Source organism: Blastomonas sp., assembly GCF_041747255.1.
GTDB lineage: Bacteria > Pseudomonadota > Alphaproteobacteria > Sphingomonadales > Sphingomonadaceae > Blastomonas.
This window is the reverse complement of record NZ_JBGTFM010000428.1, coordinates 1-13,481: the sequence shown is the minus strand read 5'-3', so window position 1 is coordinate 13,481 and position 13,481 is coordinate 1. Positions and strand designations below refer to the sequence as shown.

Here is a 13,481-nt window from a genome sequence, read left to right as displayed (position 1 = left end):
CGGAATCACGTTGTCGCCTGATCGCATCGCAACCAAGGCGGAAATTTTGTCGGCCCATGCGTTGAGCGCCTCGCGCTTCTCGACTGCCCAATCGTGCCGCTGGTAAATGCCAGCCACGCCAGCCTTGGACCCGCTCACATGGTTCAAAACCGATTCTGTGACCTCGAACCGCGCTCCGAGTGCCTGCAGGCCAGTTGCCAAGGTGCGGCGCAAGTCATGCAGGCGCCATGGTTTCAACTCGGGAGCGTCGGGCATATCGGCCATCACGGCAACTATTTCGGCGTCCAGTTCCTTGCGTAGCTTTGAAAAGCCCGCGATCGACCGCTTGCCGTCGAGAGATAGAACCGGGCCCGACCTTGGCCATTTGGTGCCGCCGATCACGTCAAGCTGAGCAACGGCCATGGGCGAGAGGGGGACGAGGTGCTTTTCGCCATTCTTCGCGCGCCCGGCTGGCAGCGTCCAGAGCATGGCGGCGCGGTCCAGTTCCGGCCATTGCAGGCCCGCTACTTCCTCGCGTCGCTGGCCTGTCAAGATCAGCAGGCGATAGAACACGCGATGCACCGGGCGCAGGCCGTGCGCTGCCTGCCAGACGACATAGACCTCGTCATCGGATAGAACCGTATCGCGCGCCGTCACTGCCTTGGGTGCCTTCACTCCCTCCAGCGGATCGATCGCGATCAACTCAGCATCGTGGCGCGCCCATGTGCAGAGCGCAGAAACGGTGGCATAGACGTTCCGGCGCAAGGCCTGACTGCCAACCGGCACGTCTTTTAACATGGCTTTGAAATCGGCTTTGGTGACATCGGGCAGGGACTTGTCACCGATCTTGGGCACAACATGCTTACGGGCGGTGCTGGCATAGAACTGGACGGTGCGGGGACGGGGCTTGCCGGTCGCGTCGCTGGCCGCACGCAGTGCGTTGATCCAATCATCAACCAGTGTCGAGACCAGCAGTGTCTTAGCCAGCCGTTCGGCCTCGGCAGCGGCGCTGCGTACATCGGCTGCGGCTTGACGCTCGGCGCGCTTGGTCTCAGCTGGATCGATCCCAAGTGTCACTTGAGCGCGCAGCGCCTTTGCGGTCTTGCGGGCTTGGTCAGGGGTCAACTCGCCATGGTCGCCGATCTTGATGCGACGGGTAGGGGTGCCACGTCCGCCGGGACGATATTGCAACAGATAGGATCGATGACCGGTCGGGGTGAGCTTCAACCCAAAGCCAACGATCTCGGTATCCCATAAGTATGCGGTATCATCGCACGGAGAGAGGGCGTCGAAGCTTCCTTTGTGATCTTGCATTTAGGCATTTGAGGATCCTGCAAGGCGTTTGGGTAATCACGCAGTAATCACGGATTTCGAACATATCGAATATCAGCTATCCGCATGTAACCGACAGAAGCACGGGATTGCAAGAGTTTTCACTGATGCTCGCTGCGTATAATCGCAAAGAACAAGCAAAACCTCAAATTCCTAATCTGGGGGCCACAGGTTCGAATCCTGTCGGGCGCACCATGTTGTTTCACGCAGCGGTCGATGGTGTGCTGCGGTCTGGCATAAAGCTGGCATGTAATCATCCGATTATCACAACGCCAACGCCAGCCCGACAATCGGACGCCAAGCTGTTTTGCCGCGTGGCTCAACGTCTGAACCGGTCAATAAACCGACGCCTGCCCCAACAGCTGTGCGCGCGCTTGGGCCTGCGCAGATAGCTCAGAATTACATTTGAGCGATCCAAACAAAATGGTGAGCCCTGCTGGGTTCGAACCAGCGACCTACTGATTAAAAGTCAGTTGCTCTACCGACTGAGCTAAGGGCCCGGTTTGGGGCGTCTGCGGCATGCAGACGTCGGATGGCGGCGGGCGTGTTTTGCCCTGTGCGCGCGCCTCCCTAGTCGGGCATCGGCATGGGGTCAAGCCCGCGTGAGCCGCGTGTGAAGCTGGCGGATGGTCAACCGTGTGCATGGATCGCGCCAACCCGGGGCAACAACACGCGCGGGACCCAGAACGAAGCCGCGCTCGCGAAACAGCCGGTGCGGCACAACAAGGTCTGGGGCGCGGCTTTGCCAGCGTCCACCGGACCATAAAATGATGTCGAGGTCGAGCGTGCGCGCTGCCCAGCGCTGGCCGCGGCGCGCGCCGAAGCTGGCCTCAATGTGCTTGAGCAGCGTCAGCAGCTCATCGGGCCAAAGCCCGCAGCGGATAACAGCCGCGCCGTTGATGTAGCTGCGCCGGGAGGGTCCAATAGGGCGTGTTGTGACAAGCGGCGAGGCGGCAAGCACATCGATATCTTCTGCAGCCAGCGCAATGAGCGCGGCCGCCAGCACGCGCGCCGGGCTGCCGACAAGATGGTGCCGCCGGTTCGATCCCAGCGCGATCAGATAATCGTGATGGATTGCCTCATCCATGGCCAGCGACTAGCGCGTGGCCATGATCAGCGTAAGCCCCATTCCGCAGACCGAACCGCCGCACGGTTGCCCGCTGTGCCCACGCCTGGTGGCGTTGCGAGAGGAATGCCGCGCTGAATATCCCAATTGGTGGAATGCGCCTGTACCCGCTTTTGGCGATGCACAGGCGTGGCTGGGCATAGTCGGACTCGCGCCGGGCAAGCATGGGGCGCATCGCACCGGTCGGCCGTTCACAGGCGACTATGCGGGTGACCTGCTGTTTGCGACGATTGCCAAATTCGGCTTGAGCGCAGGGCAATATGATGCGCGAGTGGATGATGGTCTGACGCTGAACGGCGCAGTGATCATCAACGCGGTCAAATGCCTGCCGCCGCAGAACAAACCAACGCCCCAGGAGATCAATACCTGCCGCGCATTTTTAAGCGGCCAGATTGCCGCGCTGCCCAACCTTCGCGTGTTCATCGCACTCGGCAAGATCGCGCACGACAGCTTTGCGCGGCATATGGGGCTGCGGCTGGCAGCGCATCCGTTCGGTCACAGCGCAGTGCATGATCTTGGCGCGGGCAGGGTGCTGATCGACAGCTATCATTGCAGCCGCTACAACACCAATACCGGGCGGCTGACAGCGGCGATGTTCGAGGATGTGTTTGCAAAGGCGTTGGCGTTGCAGGGAAAAACCTAAAGGTCCTCAGCCAACCGCCGGTAAAGATCGGGCCTGCGGTCCCTGAAAAAGCCCATGCCGGCGCGGTGCCTGCGCGCCTGATCGAGATCGAGCGTCGCGACCAGAACGCCGGCCTCGCCTGCACCATAATCGAGGATCAGGTCGCCCCATTCGTTGGCGATAAAGCTGTGGCCATAGAATGTCTGGTCGCCTTCGGCCCCGATGCGGTTGCTGGCGATAACCGGCATGCAGTTCGAGACCGCATGGCCCTGCATTGCGCGGCGCCACATGCGGCTGGTGTCGAGGTTTGCGTCATAGGGCTCTGAGCCGATCGCGGTGGGGTAGAACAGCAGTTCCGCCCCCATCAGCGCCATCGCCCGCGCGCATTCGGGATACCATTGATCCCAGCAGATGCCGACCCCGATGCGGGCACCGCACACATTCCAGACCTTGAAGCCGGTGTTGCCCGGACGGAAATAGTATTTTTCCTCATAGCCCGGTCCGTCGGGGATATGGCTCTTGCGGTATACCCCCATGATCTCGCCATCAGGGCTTATCATGGCCAGTGAGTTGTAATGATGCGGACCGTCACGCTCGAAAAAGCTTGTGGGGATGGCGACGCCAAGCTGCCGCGCGAGCTTTGCCATCGCGCGCACGCTGGGGTGCTCATTGGTCGGTAGGGCCGTGGCGAACAAGGCTTCGTCTTCCACCCGGCAGAAATAAGGCCCTTCGAACAATTCAGGGGGCAGGATGATGTTCGCGCCCTTGTCAGCGGCGTGCGCGACCAAATCGCTCACCGCCTCGATATTCTCGGCCTCGCTGGCATTCAGCTCAAGTTGAAGGGCGGCGACGGTGATGTTGGTCATATCGTGTGATTTATTCCGAAACGGGGCAGAATCGCGATCATGATCAGGTAAAGCACGATTGTCAGGCCGCAGCCTGCCGCGAGTGAAAGCCAAAAATTGGCACCTGCCCGAAGCAGCCAAGGGATCAGTAAAAACATCGGCAATGTAGGGAGCAAGAACCAGAAAGCAGCACTAACATAGTTGGCGACCACCAGCCTGTCGCCACTGTCGTTCCACAGCCAGATCATGCCCAGCGTTGACACCAGGGGTATGGAGGCGATCAAGCCGCCCAATCCGGGACTGCGGCGCGCCACTGTGGCTATGATCGCCACCAATATCCCTGAAATTACAGCGCGAACAACAAAGGCAGTCATATCTGCTCCTCCTGGCCCTCGCTTTATCATAAAGGAGGGCCAAGCGAGGCTTACTTCTTTCTGAACAGCAGCGTCATGCGGTCGGATTCGCCGATGGCGGCGTATTTCGCCTTGTCTTGATCTTTCAGCGCATAGTTCGGAGGCAGCGTCCACACGCCGTTCGGGTAATCTGCTGTATCATTCGGGTTGGCGTTGATCTCGCTCTTGCCAGCGAGCTCAAAACCATGCTTTTCGAACATCGCAATGACGTCAGCCTCTTTGAGATAGCCCTTGGAGCCATCGACATAGGTGGCGGGCGCATTGGCCTTGGCACGGTGCTGCTCCACGCCGATCATGCCATCATCGGCGAGCAGGGCGTGCATCGCATCGAGTTCACTGCCCAGAATGCCCCAGCGGTTCATGTTGTGGAGCATGCGGAAAATGAGGACGCGATCAACCTTGCCCTTCATCCCGGCGGGAACGGACGCAGTGGAATAGGCTGCAATCCTGTCAGCGGCTATGCCGGTGGCGGTGGCGGCGCGCGCTGGATAGGTATTGGGAAATGCGGTCAACGCGGCCTTGCGATCCGCACTGAAGCTGGTCGCCACCGGCGAGACGCCGAGCGCGACATACCTGCCTCGATCTGCCAACAGCGGTGCGAGGATCTTCGAATACCAGCCAGCGTCTGCCGCATATTCGGCGACCACCATGTCGGGCTTGACCTGAAAGAACGCCAATGTTTCCTTCGGGTGGCGATACCTGTCACGCGCGCTGTCTGCGCCGCGAATGGGTGAGTTGAGCACGGTGTCAATGCTTGCTGCTGCTGCCGAAGCGGCGGCGGTTTCGGCACCGGCGCTCTGGTTGCTGGCTGTGCAGGCCATGGTCGTGCCAGCGAGCAAGGCGATGAGTATCAAACTGCGCATGGGGCTATCCTCTTGTGGTTATGATGCGGGTTGGGAGGTGTGCTGATGTGGGTATAGGCCAGCACGAAGCGGCAATCAATCAGCCGCTGGGGGGCAGGGCATCTGCTGGCTGGCGCAGTGAAACGATCCGCCCCCGGCAAGCACTGCATCTGCGCGCAGGCCGATGACCTTGCGATCGGGAAAACACTGGGCAAGTGCATCAAGCGCCGCACCCTCATATCCTGTGCCATAGACCGGAACGATCACCACATGGTTGGTGATGGCAAAGTTCATGTGGCTGGCAGGCTGGATCATGACATTGCCCTCCGCATCAGCGCGCTCGATCCGCCCGGGGGAGGGGATTAGCACCACCGTCAGGCCAAAGTCCTCCGCGCGTGTTTTGGCATTGGCGTAGATCATTGCATTGGGGTCGTCTTCGCCCGATGCCACCGGCACCGCCAATGTTCCCGGACCTACGAACCGGGCGAGATTATCGACATGCCCGTCGGTATGATCGTTGATCAGCCCGTCGCCCAGCCACAGCAGCCGCTCGATACCCAGGTCACGGCGCAGGCGCGCTTCAATGTCGGCGCGAGTCAGGTGCGGGTTGCGGTTGGGGTTGAGCAGGCATTGCTCGGTGGTCACGCCAAGCCCGGTGCCATCGACGTCAATCGCGCCGCCCTCCAGCACCCAGTCCGCAGTGTGCGCAGCCAAACCGGCCTCGCCCGCCAGCGCGCCGCCAATTTCGGTATCGCCGGGCATGACATATTTACCGCCCCAGCCGTTGAAGCCGAAGCGTTGCGCGCGCAGTTTGCCATCGGGCGCGACAACGACCAACGGCCCTGTATCGCGCAGCCAGATGTCACCATAGCTGTGGACGCGGATATCCACCGCATCGCCAGCCAGCACGCGCGCCAACGCAGCATTGTCTGCATCCCGGCACACCAGTCGCACCGGCTGCCCGCTTTCAGTTACCGTTCGCGCAAAGGCAGCGATCTCGGCCCGCGCGGCCTCAAGAAACCCCGGCCACTCATCAGCGAGGTGCGGAAAACCGACCCATAGCCACTGCTGGGGCGACCATTCGGGGAGAAAAAAACCCATTGTCATGCTTGCCTCATTAAACTGAAACCTTGGCCAGTTCGATGTTACTTTAATGTCAACATATTGACGGTATGAAAGGTTTTGTGGGAATGCTGAGCCGTTAAACCAAACTTTGGAAACGCGCTATTGCCAAAGTAGTTCTAGCACTTGTGCCGATCAACAAATCATGATGAAATCTCATCATGTTGCGTGTGCTCGGTCCCTATGCCCTGATCCTTGCTGCAGCGGCATTTCTGCTGGAATGGCTGGAGTATCGCCATGCCATGCGCACGTTCGGCACTGATGCTTATATCGCTTTGATTGCGCTGTTGTTTGCCGGGCTGGGGCTATGGGCGGGTGCTCGGCTCTTCGAGCAGCGCCAGACTACAGGCCCGTTCAGGCGCAATGACCGGGCGGTCATGGCGCTGGGGCTGTCGTCGCGTGAGCTTGAAGTGCTCGATCTGATTGCGCAGGGGCAGGCGAACAAGGAGATTGCACGCACGCTCGGCATCTCACCGAACACCGTGAAAACCCACGTCGCGCATGTGTTTGAAAAGCTGGACGCGCCCCGGCGGACACACGCGATTGCTCGCGCCCGCGAACTGCGGATTCTACCATGATTTGGGTCGAATACGGCTGAATCACCCTTTTGGGCGATGGCGCCCGCCAGATTTCTGATCCAGCTTTTCAGCGACTCGCCAGCACGGCAAGTCTCAGACATGGAGGGGGTAAGGCATGACACGCATGATATTCGGATATGGCACTGCAGCTGGCGGGCTGGTTGTGGCGGGCATCATTATCGGACTGGCGCTGGGAACTGACGGTGGCAGCGGCGGCTTGATGATCGGCTATCTGATCATGCTTGTGGCCTTCAGCCTCATATTCGTAGCGGTCAAACGCTACCGCGATGTTGAACAAGGCGGTGTCATCCGCTTCAGCACCGCCTTCGGGCTGGGCATGGGCATCGCGGGGGTGGCAAGCGCGGTCTATGTCATCGGCTGGGAAGGCTATCTGTGGTCGAGCAATTACACGTTCATCGATGATTATGCGCAGGCAACCCTAGCGGCCAAGACATCGGAAGGCGCATCTGCAAGCGAGATCGCCGCGCTGACGCAAAGCCTCAACGACATGCGTTCCCTTTATGATCAGCCGCTGCTGCGGATGGGGGTCACATTTCTCGAGATTCTGCCTGTGGGCCTGGTGGTCTCGCTGATCGCTGCGGCCCTCCTGCGCAACAGCCGGTTCCTGCCCGCCCGCACCGCAAGGTGAAGGCGACGCAGGGCCCGCTGGTTACTCGTCGCCGGCCACCTTGGGCACCGGCTGGAAATCGCGGACGAATTGTTCGAGCAGGCGCACGCCATAGCCGGACGAGCCTGCGGGTTTGAGGTCGTTCGCGCCGCTCCATGCCATGCCGGCGATGTCGATATGCGCCCAAGGGGTTTCGGGCTTCACAAATGCGCCGATGAAATGTGCGCCGGCGCCTGCACCCGCGCCGCCCTGGCCGGTGTTTTTGATATCGGCGATGGTCGACTTGGTGTCCTCGGCATAGCTGGGGTGCAGCGGCATCCGCCACAACAGATCGCCGCTGGCATCGCCCGCCTTCAGCAACTGGTCGGCGAGCGCGTCGTGGCGGCTGAACAGCCCTGAATAATCATCGCCCAGCGCTGTCACGATGGCACCGGTCAGCGTTGCAATGTCAACGATCACCGCCGGGTTGAGCCTGGCATCGGCATATGCCACCGCATCGGCGAGCACCAGGCGCCCCTCGGCATCGGTGGAGATGATCTCGATTGTCTTGCCATTCATCGCCTGCAGCACATCGGCGGGGCGCGCAGCGTTGCCATCGGGCATATTCTCAACCAGCGCCATGATGCCGACGACATTGACCGGGGCACCCGCCTTGGCGAGCGCCAGCACTGCGCCGTTCACGCTTGCCGCGCCCGACATGTCGAATTTCATGTCGCCCAAATTGGCCGAAGGTTTGATTGAAATGCCTCCGGTATCGAAGGTGATGCCCTTGCCGGCGAGCACCACCGGTTCGCTCGAGGAGGCACCACGCCCCGTATAGCGCACGATCAGCATCCGCGGCGGGCGGACTGAGCCCCGACCCGAGCCGAGGATCGACCCCATGCCAAGCTGTTCCATCGCGGGCACATCAAGCACCTCGATGGTGACCCCCGCAACACCTGCAAAGGCGGCGCGGGTGCGATCGACGAAGCTCTCGGGGTAGATGACATTGGCGGGTTCGTTCGAAAGGTCACGCGCGAACGCCATGCCCTCGACCAGCGCCTTGCCGCGCGACGAATAAAGCGCGCGCGCCGCATCCACCTGATCGGTGATGATGGTGGTCGCGGCGAGCGGCACTGCCTCGCGCGCCTTGGCCTGATAGAGATCGGAGCGGTATTCACCGATGCCCATGCCGGTCGCCAGGTCCGCGACGCTTTGCGCAGGCAAGCCGCCCGCCAGCACGGTCACCGCGCCTTTGTCGTTCATCAAGGCGCGTCCGCCGATGGTGCCCAGCTTCTGGATTGCGGCGGCACCGATGTCTTTGCCGATACTCATGACCATGATCCGGTCCCAGCCGCCAATGCCGCGCAGCGACAGCGTGGCGTTGCCAGTGTAATCAAATTCACTGGCGGCAAGTGCGCGCGTTATCGCATCGCGCTCAGCAGCGGAGAGCGTGCTGGCGCGGGTCGCGATATCGGCTTCGCTGGAAAGTGGTAGCACCAAAGTGCCGCTGCTGGCGGCAGGCGCGCGGGAGAAGCTGACGTCGCGGTAGCGCGTCGTCGCGGGCTTGAGCGTCAACGAGGGCGCGATGTTAGCCGATGTCGCGCGCGTCTGCGCAGCGGCTGGCGACACCATGACGGCACTGGCAACAAGCGCGACGGCGCAGGCGGTGGATGCAAGGCGATAGATTGACATGGAATATGACCCCGTTGTGATTGCTTAGTTGTGATTGCTTACGCGGCATGTTTCAGCATGTTGTATCGCGTCCAGCAAGAGCAATGCATGATTGTTGCACTGCATCATTGCCATATCTTGCGGCAACCGCCATTGTAAGCGCATGTTCAGCGCTCACGTCATCGCCGCCATAGCTTGGGCCGTCATTCTTGGTGGGGCAGGTGGCCTGCTGACCGAGATCGGGTCCTGGTATCGCAACCTCAAAAAGCCGAGCTGGCAGCCGCCCGACTGGCTGTTTGGCCCTGCGTGGACAATCATTCTGGGGCTCGCCGCCTGGGCCGCCGTACTGGCGTGGAATGGGGCGACAAGTGACACCGGCCGGATCGCAATCATTGTGCTGTATGGCGTCAATTTTGTCTGCCATTTGTTGTGGTCACCGCTGTTCTTTACCTGGAAACGGCCTGATTGGGCGCTGATCGAGGTCATTTTCCTCTGGTCATCAGTGCTGTCTATGTGCCTGGTCTTGCGCGAATTTTCGGTGTTGGCCAGCTGGCTGATCGTGCCTTATCTGGTCTGGGTCAGCTTTGCCGCGATCCTCAACCTGCGCATTGTGCAGCTCAACCGGCCATTTGTCGCAGAGGCTTAGGCGTTTTGCTGTTGCAATGCAGCAAAGTGCTTTGCCTGCCCGAATTTTATGTTACCCCTGCCACGCATCAAGAGCAGGGGAAGCGTTTTGAGTGAGCAGAAAATCCAGATTGTCGTGGTCGGCGGCGGGGCAGGCGGGCTTGAGCTGGTTCGGCGGCTGGGTGCCAAGTACGGACGTAAGGCGCACGACATCATTCTGGTCGACCGCAATCTGACGCACATCTGGAAGCCTTTGTTGCACGAGGTCGCGGCGGGTTCGCTCGATGCCAATCTCGACGAGGTGGGCTATGGTGGCCATGCGGTGCGTTGGGGATACCGGTTCTTCAACGGCATGCTTGAGAGCATCAACCGCGAAACCAAACACATCGTCACGGCGCCGCTGATTGACGATCAGGGCAAGGAAGTGATTGGGCGGCATTCAATTCGCTATGATTATCTGGTGCTGGCGTTTGGCGGTGTTTCGAACGACTTTGGCGTGCCCGGCGTGCGCGAGCATGCCCAGTTTCTTGAACATCGCGCGCAGGCCGACAGCTTCCGTCAGCGGCTGCTCAACGCGTGTATCCGCGCCAACCATGCCCACAACACCGGCAACCCTGAGGCAAGGGTGCGCATCTGCATCATCGGCGGCGGTGCCACGGGGGTCGAATTGTCTGCAGAGCTCTACAATGCCGCCAAATCGTTGCGCTATTATGGGCTTGAGGTGTTCGACGAGAGCAAGCTTGAGGTGACGCTGGTCGAGGCCGGGCCGCGCATCCTGCCTCAGATTGACACGGAGCTGGCCGGGGTTGCGCGGCATGAGCTGGAGGAGCTCGGCGTCAACGTGCGCGAGAATACGCAGGTCGTGCGCGTCGGCGAATATGAGGTTGAGACCAAGGAGGGCGAGTTGATCCCCGCCGACCTGATCGTCTGGGCGGCAGGCGTCAAGGGCGCGGATGGCGTGACTGAAATGAGCGATCTCGAGCTCAATCGCCTCAGCCAGTTCGTGGTGCGCCCGACGCTGCAGACCAGCCTCGATGACAGCATCTTCGCGCTCGGCGACTGCGCGTCCTGCATCCTGCCCGGCACCGAACGGCCCGTCCCGCCCCGCGCGCAATCCGCGCACCAGATGGCCAGCCTTATCTTTGATAATCTTTGCCGGGTGCAAACAGGCAAGCCGCTCAAGGATTTTGTCTATAACGACCATGGATCGCTGGTGTCGCTCAGCCGCTTTTCGACCGTGGGCAGTCTGATGGGCAATCTGGTCGGCGGACGTATGGCGGTGGAAGGACGGCTGGCGCGCTGGGCATATCAGTCGCTCTACCGGATGCACCTTATTGCCATCCACGGCTGGTGGCGGGGTCTTTCGCTGATCGTGATCGGCCATGTGAACCAGATCGTGCGGCCCAAACTGAAGTTGCATTGAGGGGGGGGCGCGGGCTTGTCCGCCTCTGTTTACGCTCTGGACAATCCGTGCCTGCGCTTCCATACCCCTGTTTAACCGAACGATTAAACGCGTGCGACTCCAACCGCGCGCATCGCCGGATAAAGCAGGAGAGCACCATGTCATCGCGCCCCAGTGCCGCAGAACTCGCCGAATATGAGGCGCAGGCCGACGCCTGGTTCCGTGAAAACACCCCCAAGGACCCAGGTTTCATGCTGCCGCTGACCTTTATGGAGGTGAGCACTGACCAGCAGTTCGAGTTTCTGTGCAACTGGCAGCGTAAGGTTTACGAGGCGGGCTATCTCGGCGCGAGTTGGCCGAAGGACTATGGCGGCGGCGGGTTGCACCCGGATTTCCAGCGCATCGCCACCAAGGTGATGAAGACATACGACGGTCCGATCATGCTTAACGCCATCGGTATCGGCTGGGCTGGTCCGTTGATCATGGACATCGGCACCGAGGATGAGAAGCACAAATATATCAAGGGGATGCTAAACGCAGAAGACATCTGGTGTCAGGGTTTTTCTGAGCCAGAAAATGGATCCGACCTTGGCAATGCGCAATTGAAGGCGGTGCGCGATGGCGATGAATATGTGCTCAATGGCTCGAAGATATGGACCTCACTGGGCGACCGCGCCAAATACATGATCTTGCTCGCGCGCACGTCAAACGAGGGACCGAACAAATATGCAGGGCTCAGCTTTTTCCTCTCGCCGATGAAGGTGCCGGGCGTCGAAACGCGGCGGATCAAGAAGCTCACCGGCGAATATGGTTTCGTGCAATGCTTCTTCACCGATGCGCGCATCTCTGCCGACTGCCTGATGGGCAAGGAAGGTGAGGGCTGGGCAATTGCGATGAAAACGCTGGAATATGAGCGCGGTGCCAAGGTCAATCTTGCGGGCGGTTATTTCCTGAAAGAGCTCGATGCAATGGGCGTGGTGGACCTGGCGCGCCATTCGCAGCGCGGCGGCAAGCCGTTGCTCGACGATCCGGTGATGAAGGACCGGATGGTCGAATTCATGATGGATATCCAGGCGTTGAACCTCAATAACCAGCGCCGCCGCATGGGGCCTTTGGTGCAGGACCGGCCGATGGGTCTCGCGCTGATGAACAAGCTGGCGCGTACCGAGTTGATCCGCGAGCTCACCGAGTTTTCGCTGAGCTTTCAGGGTACGCGCGGCGGCTATTTCGTGGACGATCCGAACGCGGTCGACAATGGCTATTGGCACCGCAGCTATCTGAACAGTTTTTCGGCGACCATCGGTGGCGGCACGTCCGAAATTCAACGTAATATCGTCGCAGAGCACGCGCTGGGATTGCCTAAAACGAGATAGAATTTGGAGCTTGACGCAGCCGTTCGTCCTGAGCCTGTCGAAGGACATTTTTTGACGAGAGATGTGGTTCGACAGGCTCACCACGAACGGTCTAGCGGCCACTTTGGGAATTGAGGAAATAATGGATAATCTAGGCACAATCGGGACCACCGAAGAGCAGATCGAACTGATGGACGTCGCAACCAATTTCTGCCGTGACAAAAGTCCGGTCGACAAGGTCCGCTCGCTGATCGACGACGATCTTGGCTATGATCCCGCGATCTGGCGCGAAATCGGCGAGCTCGGCTGGCTCGCCATCGCGATACCCGAAGCCCACGGCGGGGTTGGCCTGTCGATGGCCGAAGTCGTCCCGATTGCCGAACAGATGGGCCGTAATCTGATGAGCAATCCATTCGGCTCGACGACCCTGGCGGCGCAGGCCTTGCTCGCTGGCGGCACCGAAGCCCAGCAGGCCGAGTGGCTGCCGAAAATTGCTGAGGGCACCGCGGCAACGCTCGCCTTGCGGGAAGCAAACGGCGACTGGGACTTGTCGAATATCGATGCTACCGGGGTCGAGAGCGGCGGCACGGTTACACTGTCGGGCAAGAAACAACTGGTCCTGTGGGCGGACAGCGCGGAACTGATCATCGCTTCGGTGAAGATTGACGGTGCGGTGCGCTTTGCCTTGATCGAACGCTCGGCGCTCGGCGCCAATGCGCTGCGCCGCGAAACGGTGATCGACGAAACCGCGCGCAGTTATGAAGTGAACCTGGACGGCGTGACCCTACCGGCCGACGCGCTGTTCGATGCATCCCGTACCCGCGAGACACTCGAGAAGATCGAGCTGGCAGCGGGCCTGATCCACGCGGCCGAAATGACCGGCGGGGCGCAGTCGGTGATCGACTATACGCTCGAATATCTCAAGACCCGCAAGCAGTTCGGCAAGATCATCGGCAGCTATCA

14 protein-coding genes and 1 tRNA gene are annotated in these 13,481 nt (G+C 60.5%); 7 read left to right on the top strand and 8 right to left on the bottom strand.

The annotated features are described in order from the left end of the window. The 3 genes from ACEW8G_RS14475 to folK all read right to left on the bottom strand — a co-directional run. A partial coding sequence (locus ACEW8G_RS14475) for a tyrosine-type recombinase/integrase (RefSeq protein WP_373489108.1) occupies window positions 1–1,293 on the bottom strand: 1,293 nt, incomplete at its 3' end. Window positions 1,294–1,735: 442 nt separating this feature from the next. Further along, window positions 1,736–1,811: transfer RNA gene (locus tag ACEW8G_RS14470), tRNA-Lys, on the bottom strand. 92 nt (window positions 1,812–1,903) lie between these two features. Continuing rightward, complete coding sequence (gene folK / locus ACEW8G_RS14465; protein ID WP_373489107.1) at window positions 1,904–2,398, bottom strand: 2-amino-4-hydroxy-6-hydroxymethyldihydropteridine diphosphokinase; 495 nt, start codon at window positions 2,396–2,398, stop codon at window positions 1,904–1,906. Window positions 2,399–2,420: 22 nt separating this feature from the next. Here folK and ACEW8G_RS14460 point away from each other — a divergent pair, with 22 nt between their 5' ends. Next, window positions 2,421–3,080, top strand: a complete 660-nt coding sequence (locus ACEW8G_RS14460; RefSeq protein WP_373489106.1) for a uracil-DNA glycosylase — start codon at window positions 2,421–2,423, stop codon at window positions 3,078–3,080. On the opposite strand, the gene aguB is transcribed toward ACEW8G_RS14460, so the two are convergent. The 4 genes from aguB to ACEW8G_RS14440 form a co-directional block, all read right to left on the bottom strand. After that, window positions 3,077–3,925: an N-carbamoylputrescine amidase gene (aguB, locus tag ACEW8G_RS14455; RefSeq protein ID WP_373489105.1), complete on the bottom strand. Its 849-nt coding sequence runs from the start codon at window positions 3,923–3,925 to the stop codon at window positions 3,077–3,079. The genes ACEW8G_RS14460 and aguB overlap by 4 nt on opposite strands. Then, entirely contained in the window at window positions 3,922–4,278 is a 357-nt protein-coding gene (locus ACEW8G_RS14450) for a DUF3147 family protein (RefSeq protein WP_373489104.1), read from the bottom strand. The genes aguB and ACEW8G_RS14450 overlap by 4 nt, the downstream gene beginning before the upstream one ends. Window positions 4,279–4,328: 50 nt before the next feature. Next, window positions 4,329–5,180, bottom strand: coding sequence for a class I SAM-dependent methyltransferase (locus tag ACEW8G_RS14445; RefSeq protein ID WP_373489103.1), 852 nt, complete (start codon window positions 5,178–5,180; stop codon window positions 4,329–4,331). Between the two features lie 75 nt (window positions 5,181–5,255). Then, a complete protein-coding gene (locus ACEW8G_RS14440) occupies window positions 5,256–6,266 on the bottom strand; it encodes an agmatine deiminase family protein (RefSeq protein ID WP_373489102.1) in 1,011 nt (336 codons plus the stop codon). A 176-nt stretch (window positions 6,267–6,442) separates the two neighbouring features. Here ACEW8G_RS14440 and ACEW8G_RS14435 point away from each other — a divergent pair, with 176 nt between their 5' ends. Together ACEW8G_RS14435 and ACEW8G_RS14430 are read left to right on the top strand one after the other, a co-directional pair. Further along, window positions 6,443–6,859 (top strand): response regulator transcription factor, encoded by a 417-nt coding sequence (locus ACEW8G_RS14435; protein ID WP_373489101.1) that lies wholly within the window; start codon window positions 6,443–6,445, stop codon window positions 6,857–6,859. 115 nt (window positions 6,860–6,974) lie between these two features. Then, window positions 6,975–7,508 (top strand): DUF4199 domain-containing protein, encoded by a 534-nt coding sequence (locus tag ACEW8G_RS14430; RefSeq protein ID WP_373489100.1) that lies wholly within the window; start codon window positions 6,975–6,977, stop codon window positions 7,506–7,508. A gap of 21 nt (window positions 7,509–7,529) precedes the next feature. Here ACEW8G_RS14430 and ACEW8G_RS14425 read toward each other — a convergent pair whose 3' ends face one another. Beyond that, window positions 7,530–9,161 carry a leucyl aminopeptidase gene (locus ACEW8G_RS14425; protein WP_373489099.1) on the bottom strand — a complete coding sequence of 544 codons (1,632 nt, stop codon included), beginning with the start codon at window positions 9,159–9,161 and terminating at the stop codon, window positions 7,530–7,532. 142 nt (window positions 9,162–9,303) lie between these two features. Between ACEW8G_RS14425 and ACEW8G_RS14420 the strand changes: the two genes are divergently transcribed. The 4 genes from ACEW8G_RS14420 to ACEW8G_RS14405 form a co-directional block, all read left to right on the top strand. Then, window positions 9,304–9,786: a TspO/MBR family protein gene (locus ACEW8G_RS14420; protein WP_373489098.1), complete on the top strand. Its 483-nt coding sequence runs from the start codon at window positions 9,304–9,306 to the stop codon at window positions 9,784–9,786. A gap of 48 nt (window positions 9,787–9,834) precedes the next feature. Then, on the top strand, window positions 9,835–11,187 hold the full coding sequence (locus ACEW8G_RS14415) for an NAD(P)/FAD-dependent oxidoreductase (protein WP_373489097.1): 1,353 nt from the start codon (window positions 9,835–9,837) through the stop codon (window positions 11,185–11,187). A 137-nt stretch (window positions 11,188–11,324) separates the two neighbouring features. Next, a complete protein-coding gene (locus ACEW8G_RS14410; RefSeq protein WP_373489096.1) occupies window positions 11,325–12,539 on the top strand; it encodes an acyl-CoA dehydrogenase family protein in 1,215 nt (404 codons plus the stop codon). A 121-nt stretch (window positions 12,540–12,660) separates the two neighbouring features. Beyond that, the coding region (locus tag ACEW8G_RS14405; protein WP_373489095.1) for an acyl-CoA dehydrogenase family protein at window positions 12,661–13,481 on the top strand (821 nt) is incomplete at its 3' end.